This window comes from Xanthomonas euroxanthea (assembly GCF_900476395.1).
In the GTDB taxonomy this organism is placed as follows: domain Bacteria; phylum Pseudomonadota; class Gammaproteobacteria; order Xanthomonadales; family Xanthomonadaceae; genus Xanthomonas; species Xanthomonas euroxanthea.
In genome coordinates, this window is the sequence record NZ_UIHB01000002.1 from 721,038 (window position 1) to 737,990 (window position 16,953).

17 protein-coding genes are annotated in these 16,953 nt (G+C 66.2%); 15 read left to right on the plus strand and 2 right to left on the minus strand.

Annotation, left to right across the window (positions count from 1 at the left end):
- Positions 1-172: 172 nt before the first annotated feature.
- The 13 genes from CPBF1521_RS10395 (at position 173) to CPBF1521_RS10455 (ending at position 12,531) form a co-directional block, all read left to right on the plus strand.
- Positions 173-664 (plus strand): glycine zipper 2TM domain-containing protein, encoded by a 492-nt coding sequence (locus tag CPBF1521_RS10395; RefSeq protein WP_166767540.1) that lies wholly within the window; start codon positions 173-175, stop codon positions 662-664.
- A gap of 312 nt (positions 665-976) precedes the next feature.
- Entirely contained in the window at positions 977-1,996 is a 1,020-nt protein-coding gene (locus CPBF1521_RS10400) for an N-acetylornithine carbamoyltransferase (protein ID WP_115676904.1), read from the plus strand.
- Positions 1,993-2,463 (plus strand): OsmC family protein, encoded by a 471-nt coding sequence (locus CPBF1521_RS10405; protein ID WP_115676905.1) that lies wholly within the window; start codon positions 1,993-1,995, stop codon positions 2,461-2,463. The genes CPBF1521_RS10400 and CPBF1521_RS10405 overlap by 4 nt, the downstream gene beginning before the upstream one ends.
- Before the next feature lie 35 nt (positions 2,464-2,498).
- On the plus strand, positions 2,499-3,692 hold the full coding sequence (locus tag CPBF1521_RS10410; RefSeq protein WP_115676906.1) for an argininosuccinate synthase: 1,194 nt from the start codon (positions 2,499-2,501) through the stop codon (positions 3,690-3,692).
- 196 nt (positions 3,693-3,888) lie between these two features.
- The gene (locus CPBF1521_RS10415; protein WP_115676907.1) at positions 3,889-4,989 is read left to right on the plus strand and encodes an acetylornithine deacetylase; all 1,101 of its coding nucleotides are present in this window, start codon (positions 3,889-3,891) and stop codon (positions 4,987-4,989) included.
- Positions 4,990-5,037: 48 nt separating this feature from the next.
- Positions 5,038-6,381 (plus strand): acetylglutamate kinase, encoded by a 1,344-nt coding sequence (locus tag CPBF1521_RS10420; protein WP_115676908.1) that lies wholly within the window; start codon positions 5,038-5,040, stop codon positions 6,379-6,381.
- A 5-nt stretch (positions 6,382-6,386) separates the two neighbouring features.
- Complete coding sequence (locus CPBF1521_RS10425) at positions 6,387-6,998, plus strand: GNAT family N-acetyltransferase (protein WP_104595253.1); 612 nt, start codon at positions 6,387-6,389, stop codon at positions 6,996-6,998.
- Entirely contained in the window at positions 6,995-7,945 is a 951-nt protein-coding gene (gene argC / locus CPBF1521_RS10430) for an N-acetyl-gamma-glutamyl-phosphate reductase (protein ID WP_115676909.1), read from the plus strand. The genes CPBF1521_RS10425 and argC overlap by 4 nt, the downstream gene beginning before the upstream one ends.
- A 127-nt stretch (positions 7,946-8,072) precedes the next feature.
- Positions 8,073-9,368 (plus strand): argininosuccinate lyase, encoded by a 1,296-nt coding sequence (locus CPBF1521_RS10435; protein ID WP_115676910.1) that lies wholly within the window; start codon positions 8,073-8,075, stop codon positions 9,366-9,368.
- Entirely contained in the window at positions 9,368-9,721 is a 354-nt protein-coding gene (locus CPBF1521_RS10440) for a cupin domain-containing protein (RefSeq protein WP_181901192.1), read from the plus strand. The genes CPBF1521_RS10435 and CPBF1521_RS10440 overlap by 1 nt, the downstream gene beginning before the upstream one ends.
- Positions 9,721-9,981, plus strand: a complete 261-nt coding sequence (locus CPBF1521_RS10445; RefSeq protein WP_115676911.1) for a YciI family protein — start codon at positions 9,721-9,723, stop codon at positions 9,979-9,981. Before CPBF1521_RS10440 ends, CPBF1521_RS10445 begins: the two co-directional genes overlap by 1 nt.
- A 13-nt stretch (positions 9,982-9,994) precedes the next feature.
- Positions 9,995-11,149, plus strand: a complete 1,155-nt coding sequence (gene proB / locus CPBF1521_RS10450) for a glutamate 5-kinase (protein ID WP_115676912.1) — start codon at positions 9,995-9,997, stop codon at positions 11,147-11,149.
- Positions 11,150-11,286: 137 nt separating this feature from the next.
- Entirely contained in the window at positions 11,287-12,531 is a 1,245-nt protein-coding gene (locus CPBF1521_RS10455; RefSeq protein ID WP_115676913.1) for a glutamate-5-semialdehyde dehydrogenase, read from the plus strand.
- 70 nt (positions 12,532-12,601) lie between these two features.
- On the opposite strand, the gene CPBF1521_RS10460 is transcribed toward CPBF1521_RS10455, so the two are convergent.
- A complete protein-coding gene (locus tag CPBF1521_RS10460; RefSeq protein WP_235858433.1) occupies positions 12,602-13,102 on the minus strand; it encodes a hypothetical protein in 501 nt (166 codons plus the stop codon).
- 37 nt (positions 13,103-13,139) lie between these two features.
- Here CPBF1521_RS10460 and CPBF1521_RS10465 point away from each other — a divergent pair, with 37 nt between their 5' ends.
- Positions 13,140-13,697, plus strand: a complete 558-nt coding sequence (locus tag CPBF1521_RS10465) for a hypothetical protein (protein ID WP_147295440.1) — start codon at positions 13,140-13,142, stop codon at positions 13,695-13,697.
- 67 nt (positions 13,698-13,764) lie between these two features.
- A complete protein-coding gene (locus tag CPBF1521_RS10470; protein ID WP_115676915.1) occupies positions 13,765-15,681 on the plus strand; it encodes a CocE/NonD family hydrolase in 1,917 nt (638 codons plus the stop codon).
- On the opposite strand, the gene CPBF1521_RS10475 is transcribed toward CPBF1521_RS10470, so the two are convergent.
- A complete protein-coding gene (locus CPBF1521_RS10475) occupies positions 15,662-16,888 on the minus strand; it encodes a CynX/NimT family MFS transporter (RefSeq protein WP_166762309.1) in 1,227 nt (408 codons plus the stop codon). The two genes, CPBF1521_RS10470 and CPBF1521_RS10475, sit on opposite strands and share 20 nt — an antisense overlap.
- Between the last annotated feature and the right edge of the window lie 65 nt (positions 16,889-16,953).

The window sequence follows — 16,953 nt, forward strand, 5'->3', positions numbered from 1 at the left end:
GGATAACCGGGCGATTCTAGCCGGTCGCGGCGGGATGGCGAACCAGCCGTCTGCCTCCCATGATGCCGGTGACCGGATGGGCTGCGTTCAGCCCAAGGGATCGCAAGCTCCATACACTTACGTATTGCTTCGCTCCGCCCCCCTGGTACTGATGCGACCTTCCCCGTTCTTCCTGCTGCTGTGTGTGTTCGCCGGGCAGGCACCGTCAGCGCATGCGGCAGAGACCGATCCCAAGAACAGGGTGGTGGTGATCGAGAACGTGAAGCTGGATTACGCGCAGGTGCTCAATGTCGAGCCGGTCTACCAGACCTTGCGCGCCACCCGCATCGAGGAGCAGTGCGAGGCCGAGCCGGTCGCGCCGGTGGTGCCGGCCGAGGACGAAGGCCGCATCAACCGGATGGTGGATTCGGTCAAGGAGATGTTCTCGCGGCGCCCCGAGCCGGCCGCCGTGCCGATGGCAGTGCCACCGACCAGCACGCGGCGCAACTGCCGGGTGGTGGAAGTGCCGCGCGAGTTCCGGCGGCCGATCGCCTTCGACGTGGACTACGTCTACAAGGGCACCAAGTACCGCTCGCGGCTGCCGGAAGACCCGGGCAACCGGCTGCGCATCCGTGTGTCGGTTACCCCCTACATCCCCGACGCCATCGTCGCGCCGCCGCGTTGAGCTGCGCAGCGGTTGCGCCGTACCCGCATGCATGCGAGGATTCGCGCCCTATGCACGCAAACGCCTTTCAGCACGACACCAGCGCCGCCCGGATGGCCTCCGGCATGACCTCGCGTGCCCGCCGACCGGAATCCCACATTTTCGCTGGGTAACCGGAGCGTTTGGCTGTTCCGCTGTTGAAAACCCAGCCCTGAGGCTGGGTTTTTTCGTTTTGACGTCACAAAAGTTTCAACCGCAAGAAACGCGCATGTCGCGCACCCCGTCGCTCCTGGCGGACCACGCAGCAGAAGCACGCAGCACAAGGACCGATCGATGTCACTGAAGCACTTCTTGAACACCCAGGACTGGAGCCGCGCCGAACTGGACGCGCTGTTGACCCAGGCTGCGTTGTTCAAACGCAACAAGCTGGGAAGCGAGCTGAAGGGCAAGTCGATCGCGCTGGTGTTCTTCAACCCGTCCATGCGCACGCGGACCAGCTTCGAGCTGGGCGCGTTCCAGCTGGGCGGGCATGCAGTGGTGCTGCAGCCGGGCAAGGATGCCTGGCCGATCGAGTTCAATCTGGGCACGGTGATGGATGGCGACACCGAGGAGCACATCGCCGAAGTGGCGCGCGTGCTGGGCCGCTATGTCGACCTGATCGGCGTGCGCGCGTTCCCGAAGTTCGTCGACTGGTCCAAGGACCGCGAGGACCAGGTGCTCAGGAGCTTCGCCAAGTACTCGCCGGTGCCGGTGATCAACATGGAGACGATCACCCACCCGTGCCAGGAGCTGGCGCACGCGCTGGCCTTGCAGGAACACTTCGGCACCCAGGATCTGCGCGGCAAGAAGTACGTGCTGACCTGGACCTATCACCCCAAGCCGTTGAACACCGCAGTGGCCAATTCCGCACTGACCATCGCCACCCGCATGGGCATGGACGTGACCCTGCTGTGCCCGACGCCGGACTACATCCTGGACGAGCGCTACATGGACTGGGCAGCGCAGAACGTTGCCGAAAGCGGCGGCTCGCTACAGGTCAGCCACGACATCGACAGCGCCTATGCCGGTGCCGACGTGGTGTATGCCAAGAGCTGGGGCGCACTGCCGTTCTTCGGCAACTGGGAGCCGGAAAAGCCGATCCGCGACCGGTACCAGCACTTCATCGTCGACGAACGCAAGATGGCGCTGACCAACAACGGCGTGTTCTCGCACTGCCTGCCGCTGCGTCGCAACGTCAAGGCCACCGACGCGGTGATGGATTCGCCCAACTGTATCGCCATCGACGAGGCCGAGAACCGCCTGCATGTGCAGAAGGCGATCATGGCAGCGCTGGTCGGCCAAGGCCGGGCATGAGCGGCCACACCCATCACTACACCGCGCAGGTCACCTGGACCGGCGATCGCGGCGAGGGCACTGGGAGCTACCGCGGCTATGGCCGCGAGCACGAGATCGCCATCGCCGGCAAGCCGACGCTGGCCGGTTCGGCCGACTCGGCGTTCCGCGGCGACGCCTCGCGGCACAACCCCGAGGATCTGCTCGTGGCCTCGCTGTCGGCCTGCCACATGCTCTGGTACCTGCATCTGGCCGCCGAGTCCGGCGTGGTGGTGCGCGGCTACGTCGACGAGGCCGGCGGCACGATGCTGACCGACGCCGGCGGCGGCCAGTTCCGCGAGGTGGTGCTGCATCCGGTCGTCACGATTTCCGCCGGTGATCCGGCGGCCGCGCAGGCGCTGCACCATGCCGCGCACGCGGCCTGTTTCATCGCCCGTTCGGTCAACTTCCCGGTGCGCTGCGAGCCGCGCGTCGTGGTTGTCGAGTAGGTTCCCTTTTCTACCTTCCCCCCAGGATCTTCGTCATGAGCAGCAAAGATATCGTTCTCGCCTTCTCCGGCGGCCTCGACACCAGCTTCTGCATTCCGTATCTGCAGGCGCAGGGCTATGCGGTGCACACCGTGTTCGCCGATACCGGCGGCGTGGATGCGGAGGAACGCGACTTCATCGAGAAGCGCGCCGCCGAGCTGGGCGCGGCCAGCCATGTCACCGTCGATGGCGGTCCGGCCATCTGGCAGGGCTTCGTCAAGCCGTTCGTGTGGGCCGGCGAGGGCTACCAGGGCCAGTACCCGTTGCTGGTGTCCGACCGTTACCTGATCGTCGATGCCGCGCTCAAGCGCGCCGGGGAACTGGGCACGCGCAGCATCGCCCACGGCTGCACCGGCATGGGCAACGACCAGGTGCGCTTCGATCTGGCGGTCAAGGCGCTGGGCGACTACCAGATCGTGGCGCCGATCCGCGAGATCCAGAAGGAGCACACCCAGACCCGCGCCTACGAGCAGAAGTATCTGGAAGAGCGCGGCTTCGGCGTGCGCGCCAAGCAGCAGGCCTACACCATCAACGAGAACCTGCTCGGGCTGACCATGTCCGGCGGCGAGATCGACCGTTGGGAAGCGCCGGGTGAAGGTGCGCGTGGCTGGTGCGCGCCGCGCAGCGAGTGGCCGGCCGAAGCGCTGACCGTCACCCTGACGTTCGTCGAAGGCGAGGCTGTTGAACTCAACGGCAAGGCGCTACCGGGCGAGCAGATCCTGGCCAAGCTCAACAGGCTGTTTGCGCCCTACGGCGTGGGCCGCGGCGTGTATACCGGCGACACCGTGATCGGTTTGAAGGGCCGCATCGTCTTCGAAGCGCCCGGCCTGATTTCGCTGCTGACCGCGCACCGCGCGCTGGAAGATGCGGTGCTGACCAAGCAGCAGAACCGCTTCAAGCCGGATGTGGCGCGCAAGTGGGTGGAGCTGGTGTACGAAGGCTTCTATCACGATCCGCTCAAGACCGACATCGAGGCGTTTTTGAAGTCGTCGCAGTCCAAGGTCAACGGCGAGGTCACGCTGGAAACCCGCGGTGGCCGCGTCGATGCGGTGGCGGTGCGTTCGCCGCATCTGCTCAACACCAAGGGCGCGACCTACGCGCAGTCGGCCGACTGGGGCGTGGAAGAGGCGGAAGGCTTCATCAAGCTGTTCGGGATGAGCTCGACGCTGTACGCCCAGGTGAATCGCTGAGGCGACCGCTCCGCAGGCAGCCGGCATCTTGCTTCTCCCGCGTGCGGGAGAAGCTGGCGCATCGCGCCGGATGAGGGCGACCTGCCGCATGCCCCCATCCGCCCTGTCGGGCACCTTCCCCCGCAGGCGGGGGAAGGGCCAGAGGGGCGTTAGAAAGACCGACTACCCTCTGGCCGACGCAATCAAGACGCGATCAATGACCACACTGCTCGACAACACACTGCCGCATCTGCAAAAGCTGGTGTCCTTCGACACCCGCAATCCGCCGCGGGCGATCGCTGCCGAGGGCGGCATCTTCGATTATCTGCGCGCGCAGCTGCCCGGGTTCCAGGTCGAGGTGATCGACCACGGTGCCGGTGCGGTAAGCCTGTATGCGGTGCGCGGTGCGCCCAAGTACCTGTTCAACGTGCATCTGGATACGGTGCCGGATTCGCCGCACTGGAGTGCCGATCCGCACGTGATGCGGCGTACCGACGATCGCGTGATCGGTCTGGGCGTCTGCGACATCAAGGGGGCGGCAGCGGCGCTGGTGGCGGCGGCCAATGCCGGGCAGGGCGATGCGGCATTCCTGTTTTCTTCCGACGAGGAAGCCAACGACCCGCGCTGCATCGCCGCGTTCCTGGCGCGCGGCGTGCCGTATGAGGCGGTGCTGGTCGCCGAGCCGACCATGAGCGAGGCGGTGCTGGCGCATCGCGGAATCAGCTCGGTGCTGATGCGCTTTGCCGGGCGTGCCGGGCATGCGTCGGGCAAGCAGGATCCATCCGCCAGTGCGCTGCACCAGGCGATGCGCTGGGGCGGCAGGGCACTGGAGCATGTGGAGTCGCTGGCGCATGCGCGCTTCGGCGGCCTGACCGGCCTGCGTTTCAACATCGGCCGCGTCGAGGGTGGCATCAAGGCCAACATGATCGCGCCGGCGGCCGAGCTGCGTTTCGGCTTTCGTCCGCTGCCGTCGATGGACGTGGATGGCTTGCTGGCCACGTTTGCCGGCTTCGCCGATCCTGCGGCAGCGCAGTTCGAAGAAACCTTTCGCGGGCCGAGCCTGCCGTCGGGTGACATCGCGCGTGCCGAGGAACGCCGCCTGGCCGCACGCGATGTCGCCGATGCGCTGGACCTGCCGATCGGCAATGCAGTGGATTTCTGGACCGAGGCCTCGCTGTTCTCGGCCGGTGGCTATACCGCACTGGTGTACGGACCGGGCGACATCGCCCAGGCGCACACCGCCGACGAGTTCGTGATGCTTGCGCAGTTGCAGCGTTACGCCGAGTCGGTCCATCGCATCATCAACGGCTGCAACTGAAGCCGCGTTCCGCGCCTGGCGCGGCCATTCCTCTCTTCGATCACGGCAATGTCCCTCTCCGCACAGCCCCACAAACAGACCCGTCAGACCATCGTGCGCCTGCTTTCGAGCATGGCCAGCGCCAAGGAAATCAGCCAGTACCTCAAGCGTTTCTCGCAGCTGGATGCCAAACGCTTTGCGGTGGTCAAGGTGGGCGGCGCGGTGCTGCGCGACGACCTGGACGCGCTGACCTCGTCGCTGTCGTTCCTGCAGGAAGTGGGCCTGACCCCGATCGTGCTGCATGGCGCCGGCCCGCAGCTGGATGCGGAGCTGTCTGCAGCGGGCATCGAAAAACAGACCGTCAACGGCTTGCGGGTGACCTCGCCCGAAGCCCTGGCGATCGTGCGCAAGGTGTTCCAGGCCTCCAACCTCAAGCTGGTGGAAGCGCTGCAGCAGAATGGCGCGCGTGCGACCTCGATCACCGGCGGCGTGTTCGAAGCGCAGTATCTGGATCGCGACACCTATGGCCTGGTCGGCGAGGTCAAGGCGGTGAACCTGGCGCCGATCGAAGCCAGCCTGCAGGCCGGCTCGATTCCGGTGATCACCAGCCTGGGCGAGACGCCGAGCGGGCAGATCCTCAACGTCAACGCGGATTTTGCCGCCAATGAGCTGGTGCAGGAGCTGCAGCCGTACAAGATCATCTTCCTCACCGGCACCGGCGGTCTGCTGGATGCCGATGGCAAGGTCATCGACTCGATCAACCTGTCCACCGAGTTCGACCATCTGATGCAGCAGCCGTGGATCAACGGCGGCATGCGGGTGAAGATCGAACAGATCAAGGACCTGCTCGATCGCCTGCCGCTGGAGTCGTCGGTGTCGATCACCCGGCCGGCCGATCTGGCCAAGGAACTGTTCACCCACAAGGGCTCGGGCACGCTGGTGCGGCGCGGCGAGCGCGTGCTGCGTGCGACCTCCTGGGACGAACTGGACCTGCCGCGGCTCAGGACCCTGATCGAATCCAGCTTCGGCCGCACGCTGGTGCCCGATTACTTCAGCAACACCAAGTTGCTGCGCGCCTATGTCAGCGAGAACTACCGCGCCGCGGTGATCCTCACCGACGAAGGCATGCTGGGTGCAAGCGCGCTGATCTACCTGGACAAGTTCGCCGTGCTCGACGACGCCCAGGGCGAAGGCCTGGGCCGTGCAGTGTGGAACGTGATGCGCGAGGAAACCCCGCAACTGTTCTGGCGCTCGCGTCACAACAACCAGGTCAACATTTTCTATTACGCCGAGTCCGACGGCTGCATCAAGCAGGAGAAGTGGAAGGTGTTCTGGTACGGGCTGGAGAACTTCGAGCAGATCCAGCACTGCGTGGCGCATTGCGCGACGCGTCAGCCGACGCTGCTGGGCTGAGTACGATGGCGCCCGTCGCATTGCCAGCGCTTTGGCGCGAGCTGCCCACGTTGCGCGGGCAACACGCAACACTGGAACCATTGCAGGCTGCGCATGCCGATGGTCTGCGCGCTGCGCTGGGCGACGGGGCCTTGTCGCGGCTGTGGTACACCGGCGTGCCGGCACCGGCGCAGGTGGACGACTACGTGGGCGCGGCCTTGGATGCGCAAGCCGACGGGCGGGTGCTGCCTTACGTGGTGCGCGATGCGGCCGGCGAGGTCGTCGGCTGCACACGCTATTACGGGCTGGATGCGACAGTGCCCAAGCTGTCGATCGGCTACACCTGGTACGCGCCGCGCGTGCAGCGCAGCGGCGTCAATACCGACACCAAGCGGATGCTGCTGCAGCACGCCTTCGAGACGCTGGGCTGCCTGAGCGTGGTGTTCGAGACCAGCTGGTTCAATCACACCTCGCGCGCGGCGATTGCGCGGCTTGGTGCAAAGCAGGACGGCGTGCTGCGCAATTACACCCGTCACCCTGACGGCACGCCGCGCGACACCGTGGTGTTCTCCATCATCGATACGGAATGGGCCGGGGTCAAACGCCACCTGCAGTTTCGCCTGGAAGCAAACGCATGACTGTTCAAACAACGACCATTGGCATCGTCGGGGCCCGCGGGCATACCGGATCGGAATTGATCAAGCTGGTGGTGGCACACCCGCATCTGCAGCTGCTGTTCGTGTCCTCGCGCGAGCTGGCCGGGCAACCGGTGGCCGAGCACAACGCGGCGTATCGCGGTGAGCTGCGCTACGAGAGCCTGGATGCCGATGCGGTGGCCGCCAAGGCCGCCGACGTGGTGATCCTGGCATTGCCCAACGGCAAGGCCGAGCCCTTCGTCGCGGCGATCGATGCGGTCAGGCCGCAGACGCTGCTGATCGATCTGTCGGCCGATTACCGCTTCGATCCGGCCTGGTATTACGGGTTGCCGGAGCTGACGCGCGGCAGCTACGCCGGGCAGCGACGCATCAGCAATCCGGGCTGCTATGCCACCGCGATGCAGCTGACGATCGCGCCCTTGCTCGACCAACTGGCCGGCCCGCCACAGTGTTTCGGCGTGTCCGGGTATTCCGGCGCGGGTACCACGCCGTCGGACAAGAACAACCCCGAGTTGCTGGCCGATAACCTGATGCCGTATGCGCTGACCAACCACATGCACGAGCGCGAAGTCTCTGCGCAGCTCGGGGTGCCGGTGGAGTTCATGCCGCATGTGGCGCCGCATTTCCGCGGCATCACCATGACCGTCAACCTGTGGCTGCAGCAGCCGCTGACACGCGAGCAGATCCAGGCGCGCTACACGCAGCGTTACGCCGACGAGCCGTTGATCGAGATCGTCGATGAAGCGCCGTGGGTCAGCCGCATCGCCGGCAGGCATGGCGTGCAGATCGGCGGCGTGACGCTGGCGCCGGGCAACAAGCGCGTGGTGGTTGTGGCAACGCTGGACAACCTGCTCAAGGGCGCGGCGACGCAGGCGATGCAGAATCTCAATCTGGCGTTGGGCTGGGACGAATTGACTGCGATTGGCTGATGATGCGAGTCCCTCGCAAGAGCCCGCACATCCTTGTGCGGGGATTCAAAGGTGCGAGTCCCTCGCAGAAGCCCGCACCTCCATGTGCGGGGATTTAACTGGACGACTTATTTCGAGACGCTTTCCGATGACCAATCTGTTGTGGCAAAAACCCGGCGTGGCGGTGGACGCCAAGATCCAGAGCTTCCTGGCCGGCGACGACGTCATCCTGGACCGCGAGTTCTTCCTGTACGACATCGCTGCCAGCAAGGCGCATGCGCAGGGACTGCAGCACATCGGCATCCTGTCGCTGCAGGAGCTGGGCGGACTGAGCGAACAGCTTGACCTGCTGGCGGCCGATTTCCGCAGTGGCACGTTCGTGCTGGACGAGCGCTACGAGGACTGCCATTCGGCGATCGAGGCGCGCCTGACCGAACGGCTGGGCGATGCCGGCCGCAAGATCCACACCGGGCGCAGCCGTAACGACCAGATCCTGGTCGCTACCCGCCTGTGGTTGAAGGACAAGCTGCAACGCGTGGCCGAGCTCGGCGCGGAGATCGCCAAGGTGGCGCTGGACCGCGCGCAGGCAGAAGCCGCGTTGCCAGTGCCGGGCTATACGCATATCCAGCGTGCGGTGGTGTCCTCGGCCGGCATGTGGTGGGCGGGCTGGGCAGAGGCCTTTATCGACGACGCGGTGCGTGCGGCCGATACCTTGCGCCTGGTGGACAGCAATCCGCTCGGTACTGCGGCCGGCTATGGTGTCAACCTGCCGCTGGACCGTGCGCATACCACCGCCGAGCTGGGCTTTGCACGGCTGCAGGTCTCGCCGATCTATGCGCAGCTCTCGCGTGGCAAGTACGAACTGGCCGCGCTTGAGGCGCTTGGCAGCGCAACGCTGGACCTGCGCCGGATTGCCTGGGACCTGTCGTTGTTCACCAGCGGCGAGTTCGCCTTCGTCGCGCTGCCGGCGCAGTACACCACCGGCAGCTCGATCATGCCGAACAAGCGCAACCCCGACGTGATCGAGCTGATGCGCGCCACCCACGCCAGCGTGGCCGCCGCGCGCACCGAGATCGAACAGCTGCTGTCGCTGCCATCGGGCTATCACCGCGACCTGCAGAGCAGCAAGGGGGCGATCGTGCATGGCTTCGGGCGCGGCCTGGCGGCGCTGGAACTGCTGCCGGCCCTGCTGGCCAACCTGGAATGGCGCCCGGACAAGCTGCGTGCGGCGATCGATTCGGGCATGTACGCCACCGATGTGGCGGTGGAAGCAGCCGTTGCCGGCGTGCCGTTCCGCGAGGCCTACAAGGCCGCGGCGGAATCGGCCGACACCGCCGGGCAGGGCCGCACGCCGGAAGGCAGCCTGGCCGCGCGCGTCTCGCCAGGCGCCGCCGCGGACCTGCAGCTGGACGTGCTGCGTGCCCGCTGGGAGGCGCTGGTCTGATGGCCGTGATCAGTACCGACAGCGCAGAACATTATCCCTGGGGCGAGGCCAGCGATGGCTGGCACCTGCTGCGCGACCCCACCCTGAGCGTGCTGGAAGAACGCATGCCGCCGGGCGCTGCCGAACTGCGCCATCGGCACAGCCGCGCACGGCATTTCTTCTATGTGCTGGCCGGCGAGGTGATGCTGCAGCTGGACGGCGAGCAGCATGTGCTGCGCGCGGGGCAGGGCCTGCATGTGCCGCCCGGTTCCACCCACCAGATGCACAACCTGTCCGAGAGGGAAGCGCGCTTTCTGGTGATTTCCACGCCGTTCGGTCGTAGCGAAGCAACACCCGACAAGGAGGCCGGCTGATGGCGACGCGCTATCTGGTATTGGCGATGCGCAAGCCGGATTTCCCGGCCGATGTGGTGCAGCCGCATCGTGCATTTCTCGACACGCTTCGTGCGGCCGGGCAGCTGGAGCTGACCGGCGGCTTCAGCGATGGCAGTGGTGGCGCCTACGTGCTGGTCAACGTGGACAGCCTGCAGCAGGCGCAGCAGATCGTGGCACGTGATCCGCTGGTACTGCGCGATGCCTCCACGCTGACCGTCCATGAGTGGAACACGCACTGAGCAGATCGTCGCCATGAGCACGCCCATCGCCACTGCTGTGTCGTTTACCGAGCAGGCGCTGCCGCCGTGGCGACGCGCAGTGCTCAAGGTCGGCAGCAGCCTGCTGGCCGCCGATGGCGGTGGCTTGTCGCCACGGTTCGCATTGGGCCTGGCGCAATTCGTCTCGGCCAATCTGGCCGCCGGGCGCGAGCTGGTGATCGTGTCGTCGGGCGCGGTGGCGGCCGGCCGGGCGATCCTGCCGAAGGCGGCCGAGGCCGGCGCACCGATCGCCGCGCGCCAGGCGCTGGCTGCGCTCGGGCAGGCGCAGTTGATCGCGCTCTGGCAGCGCTTCTTCGAGCGCCCGGTGGCGCAGGTGTTGCTCACCCACGACGACCTGCGTAACCGCCGCCGCTATCTCAATGCACGCGCCACCCTGGGCGAGTTGTTGCGGCTGGGCGCGTTGCCGGTGATCAACGAAAACGACACCGTGTCGGTGGACGAGCTCAAGCTGGGCGACAACGACAACCTGGCCGCGATCGTCGCCGCCCTGGTCGATGCCGATGCCTTGTTCATCGCCACCGATATCGACGGGTTGTACAGCGCCGACCCGCGCAGCAATCCGCTGGCGCGGCCGCTCGACGAAGTGCCCGAGCTCACTGCCGAGGTGCTGGCGATGGCCGGCGGCAGCGGCAGCAGCGTGGGCACCGGCGGCATGCGCACCAAGCTGGAGGCCGCTGCCAAGGCCGGCGCGGCCGGCATCGAGACCTATCTGTTCAACGGCCGCAATGGCGATGTGGTGCGCGCCCTGGCGCAGGATCGCCTGCATGGCACGCGGATCCATGCCGCGCGCACGCGCATCGCCGCCCGCAAGTACTGGCTGCGCCACGCACCGGTGGAGGCGGGCGCAATCCTGATCGATGCCGGTGCCGCCGCCGCGCTGACCGACAAGGGCGCCTCGCTGCTGCCGGGCGGGGTGGCCGGTGCGCACGGCGACTTCCGGCGTGGCGACATGGTGGAGATCCGCCTGCGCGATGACGCCGGCGAGCGCTGCCTGGCACGCGGCGTCAGCCAGTATTCGGCCGTGGATATCCGCCGCATCGCCCGCCGCCACTCGCGCGATATCGAGCCCGTGCTCGGCTACAGCTACGGCGAGAACGTGGTGCATCGCGATGATCTGGTGCTTTTGTAGCGGGGAATTGAGAATCGGGAATCGGGAATCGGGAATCGCAAGAGCGTTTCCAGCCAACTTTCCCGCTGCCGATTCTGCCGCAGTAAAGTGATGGCGCGTGCTTTTACCATTCCCGATTCCCCACTCCCGATTCCACAATGACCATCAAATCCCTCGCCCTGCAATGCCGTGATGCGGCGCAAGTACTGTCGCAACTGTCCGCGCAGGCCAAGCAGGCCTTGTTGGAGGCGATGGCTGCCGCGCTGGAAGCCGATGCCGCATCGATCCTTGCCGCCAACGCGCGCGATCTTGAAGCCGCCCGCGCCAAGGGCACCGGCACGGCCATGCTCGACCGGCTGGCACTGGACGACAGGCGCCTGGCCGGCATCGCCGCAGCCTTGCGCGAGGTTGCGCAATTGCCCGATCCGGTCGGGCAGGTCACGCGCGAGGATGTTCGCCCCAATGGCATCGTCGTGCAGAAGGTGCGCGTGCCGCTGGGGGTGATCGCGATGATCTACGAAGCACGCCCGAATGTGACTGCCGATGCGGCAGCGCTGTGCATCAAGGCCGGCAATGGCGTGATCCTGCGGGGCGGCTCGGAAGCGATCCACTCCAATACCGCGATTGCGCGCGCCCTGCAGCGCGCCTTGCGCGAGGCCGGCGTGCCGGAAGCGGCGCTGACGCTGGTCGAGGATCTACGCCGCGAGACCATGCTGGAGCTGCTGCAACTCAGCGATATCGTCGATCTGGCGATTCCGCGTGGTGGCGAAGGACTGATCCGCTTCGTCGCCGAGCATGCGCGCGTGCCGGTGATCAAACATTACAAGGGCGTGTGCCATCTGTTCGTAGATGCGTCGGCGGACGTGGATCTGGCCGTGCGCTTGCTGGTCGATGGCAAGGCCAGCCGGCCATCGGCCTGCAATGCGCTGGAGACCTTGCTGGTGCATGCCGACATCGCCGCGCGTTTCCTGCCGGCGGCGGCGCAGGCCCTGCGCGGCCGTAACGTGGAGCTGCGTGGCGATGCGGCAACGCGCGCACTGTTGCCGGATATTGGCGCAGCCAGCGACGAGGATTACGCCGCCGAATTTCTCGACCTGATCCTGGCCATCCGCGTGGTGCCGGATCTGGACACCGCGCTGGCGCATATCCGCCAGTACGGCTCGGACCACACCGAGGTGATCGCCACGCGGGACGCCGCCAATGCCGAGCAGTTCGTGCAGTCGCTGCGCTCGGCCGTGGTGATGGTCAATGCGTCCTCGCGCTTCTCCGACGGCGGCGAGCTCGGCCTGGGTGCGGAGATCGGCATCTCCACCACGCGCTTGCATTCCTACGGCCCGATGGGCCTGGAAGCGCTCACCGTGGAGCGCTTCGTGGTGCGTGGCGAAGGCCAGGTACGCCATTGAAGTGGCATGCGTTGCCGGCTCAGTCCTGTGGCGCTGTGCATTGCAGCGCCACTGGCCGACATCGACTCGATCACGTGGCCCGCTTTTCTCCTCCAAGCACCGTGCTCATCCATTCATCGCTTGTTGGGGAAACGAAGCCAGTTCCTGACAGCCACACCTGTTTCCCGGCGCGGTCCCACTTTTCCATCTTTTCTTTGAATTCGGCGGGATAGTCGTTTGCCCTGCAGGCGATATTGCACCAGGGGTCGCAGACATAGATGTCCGCGTCCCAATCTGTCATGTCCGAAGGTAAGGTGCCTGCGCGCGGCACTGGGCCGACGATCGCGGCGGTGTGCGTTGTTCCATTGAAGAAAGCAAGGCGTGCGATCTGGTTGTGATCTTGCTGCAAATAGTGGACGGCCAGGGTAGCCAGCTCACCGCAGTTGTGCGCATTCCCCTCCATGGCCGCCGACACCACATCCTCTTCCAGGTTATCCACCTGCTGTCGCATCCGGGCGATCTCTGCAGTCGCATTGTGGATTCGAACGGCGTCCTCAAAGCCAGCGTTTCTCTTTTTGTTGCTCGATTTCAAGCGGGGCGCCTTGTAGTACTCGGCCCTGACGGACTGCATGACCTCGCTGACAGCCCTAAGGCTCGGCGAGAGGGAGCGCTGTCGTGAAGACGGTCTGCTCGCACTCCTGCGATGGCTCGCGCTGCTCAGTCCTGCCAGCACGCCACCTGTGTGGTCGGGGCTGTTGACACGCTGCGAAGTGCTGCCCGCTGGCGGCTGCTGGGCCGGAGAACTTTCGGTATATGTGAATCTTCCCGACTGGACACGATCGACGGAACCGCAAATACCCATGGATGAGCACCTGATTGGTAAAGGCCGCTCCATCATGTGCGGGAACATCCCTTTCGAAAAATGGAAGCGCGAAGCGATCGACTTGCGTGCGAATCGTGGATATCAGCAACGCCTCCAGCACGCGATGCGCGAGCAATGGCATATTTCGCTGCTGATCGTTGGGCTTGATCGCGCGCGACTTGGCGGCAGTGATGCGCTGGTCATTGTTCTCGCCAGGCCTTCGCGGCTGCCAGCTGAGCGATACATGGACTCCGTTGGTTCAGATGCCGGGGCCGCGCCTTGCGGTTGGCCCGCGTGTTCCCATCCCGCCAACCACGACCTTTGACACTCCCCCGGCAGGCCGCGTCCTGCCTACAGTCGAGGACTGCCCCCCGCACGTTCCGGAGTCGTCGATGCGCCGTTTTGCCGCCTGCCTGCTCGCCACTGCCATTGCCGCCGCCGCCACCGGCGGCGCGCTGGCGCAAACCTCGCCGATGACGCCGGACATCACCGGCAAGCCGTTCGTGGCCAGCGATGCCGCCAACGACTACATCAAGCGCGAGGTCATGATCCCGATGCGCGACGGGGTCAGGCTGCATACGGTGATCGTGCTGCCCAAGGGCGCGCGCAACGCACCGATGGTGCTGACACGCACCCCGTACAACGCCAGCGGGCGCACCGAGCGCATGGCCTCGCCGCATATGAAGGACCTGCTCGCACAGGGCGATGACGTGTTCGTGGAAGGCGGCTACATCCGCGTGATCCAGGACGTGCGCGGCAAGTACGGCTCGGAAGGCGATTACGTGATGACCCGGCCGCTGCGCGGTGCGCTCAATCCCAGCGAGGTGGACCATGCCACCGATGCCTGGGACACCATCGACTGGCTGGTGAAGAACGTGAAGGAGTCCAACGGCAAGGTCGGCATGATCGGCTCGTCCTACGAAGGTTTCACCGTGGTGATGGCGTTGACCAACCCGCATCCGGCGCTTAAGGTCGCAGTGCCGGAAAGCCCGATGATCGACGGCTGGATGGGCGACGACTGGTTCAACTATGGTGCGTTCCGCCAGGTCAACTTCGACTATTTCACCGGCCAGCTCACCCAGCGCGGCAAGGGCATCGGCATCGCGCGCCAGGGCCATGACGACTACAGCAACCTGCTGCGTGCCGGCTCGGCGGGGGATTTCGCCAAGGCCGCCGGCCTGGAGCAGCTGCCGTGGTGGCACAAGCTCACCGAACACGCCGCCTACGACACGTTCTGGCAGGAGCAGGCGCTGGACAAGGTGATGGCGCGCACGCCGCTCAAGGTGCCGACCATGTGGCTGCAGGGGCTGTGGGACCAGGAGGACATGTGGGGCGCGATTCATAGCTACGCGGCGATGGAGCCGCGCGACAAGGGCAATACGCTCAACTACCTGGTGATGGGCCCGTGGCGGCACAGCCAGGTCAACTACGACGGCAGCGCGCTGGGCGCATTGAATTTCGACGGCGATACCGCGCGCCAGTTCCGTCACGACGTGCTGCGCCCGTTCTTCGATCAATACCTGGTCGATGGCGCACCCAAGGCGAACACGCCGCCGGTGTTCATCTACAACACCGGAGAGAATCACTGGGACCGTCTGCAGGCCTGGCCGCGCAGCTGCGCCAAGGGCTGTGCCGCGGCCAGCAAACCGCTGTACCTGCAGGCCGGCGGCAAGCTGTCGTTCCAGCGGCCGGCGGCGGGGCAGCCGGGCTTCGAGGAGTACGTGGCCGACCCGGCCAAGCCGGTGCCGTTCGTGCCGCGCCCGGTGGACTTCGGCGATCGCAGCATGTGGACCACCTGGCTGGTGCAGGACCAGCGCTTCGTCGACGGCCGCCCGGATGTGCTGACCTTCGTCACCGAGCCGCTGACCGAACCCCTGCAGATCGCCGGCGCACCGGAAGTGCATCTGCAGGCCTCCACCAGCGGCAGCGACAGCGACTGGGTGGTGAAACTGATCGATGTCTATCCGGACGAGATGGCGTCCAGTCCGAAGATGGGCGGTTACGAATTGCCGGTGTCGCTGGCGATCTTCCGCGGCCGCTATCGCGAGAGTTTCAGCACGCCCAAGCCGCTGGCGTCCAATCAGCCGCTGGCGTTCCAGTTTGGCCTGCCGACTGCCAACCACACCTTCCAGCCGGGCCACCGGGTGATGGTGCAGGTGCAGTCCAGCCTGTTTCCGCTGTACGACCGCAACCCGCAAACCTACGTGGACAACATCTTCTTCGCCAGGCCCGGCGATTATCAAAAGGCCACCCAGCGCGTCTACGTGACCCCGGAGCAGCCCAGCTACATCAGTCTGCCGGTACGTTGACCACGCCGGCGCCGCGCGGCGCCGGTGCCCAGACGTCTTCCAGCAGCTGCGGGCGGCAGGCCACCCAGGCTGCCGCCAGTTGCAGCAGGATGCAGATCACCAGGAAGACGAATGGCGAGGTCCAGCCGCCGTGGTGGGCGTGCAGCCAGCCGAACAGGAACGGCCCCAGGCAGCTCATCGCATAGCCCATGCCCTGCGAAAACCCGGACAGGGCGGCCGAGCCGGCCGCGGTGCGGCTGCGCTGGTTGACCAGCACCAATGCCAGCGGAAACGTGCTCGGCCCCAGGCCGAGCAGGGTCACCCACAGGATCGGCGCGGCCAATGGCGCCCACCACAGCCCGGCGAACGCGACCAGATGGCAGGCCGCGCACAGCAGCACGATCGGAAACGGGTTGCGCATGCGCACTGCCAGCGCCGGCATGGTCAAGGCACCGACCATGCCCAGTGCGGCGAACAACGCCACCATGGTGCCGCCGAACGCGGGCGAGGCGCCGGCTTCGCGCAGCAGGGTCGGCAACCAGGTGAACATCGAATAGGTGACCAGCGAGGTCATGCCGAAGGTCACCGCCATGCTCCAGCCCAGGGCGGTGCGTGCCACGCGGCCCTCGGCTTCGGGCGTGGGCGTGACCGGTGCCGGTCCGGTCGCGCGGAGACGGCGGTGGTTGGTGTGCACCATGGCCCAGGCCACCAGTGCCAGCAGCGCCGGCAACACCCACACCACCATCGAGCTGCGCCAGCCCAGCGCATCGGCCACCGGTACCGCCAGCAGTGCCGGCAGCAGGGTGCCGACCTGCAGCACGGTGATGTAGAGCGTGCTGACGCCGCCGACGCGATCGCCGAAATAGCGCTTCACCAGCGGCGGCAGCACCACGTTGCCCATGCCCATGCCGGCCAGCGCCACCAGCGATCCGATGAACAGTCCGGTGGTCTGGGGCAACAGCGGGCGCAACACCAGGCCGAGGGTGGCCAATGCCATCGACAGCAGCGCCGTGCGCAGCAGGCCGTAGCGGCGCAGCAACGCCGGCGTGGCAACCCCGGTCAATGCGAATGCCGCGGTCGGCAACATGCCGAGCGCGCCCATGGTGGGCGCGCCGAATGCGTACTCGTGGGCAATGCGTTCCAGCAGCGGCGTCAACGAGGTCACCGCGGTGCGCAGATTGAACGCAGACAACAAAATGGCAGCCAGCACCAGGCCGCGACCACGCAACCGGGCGGACGGGGAGGCAGCGGCAATGACAACAGACATGACAGACCATCCGCACTGCGCACCTG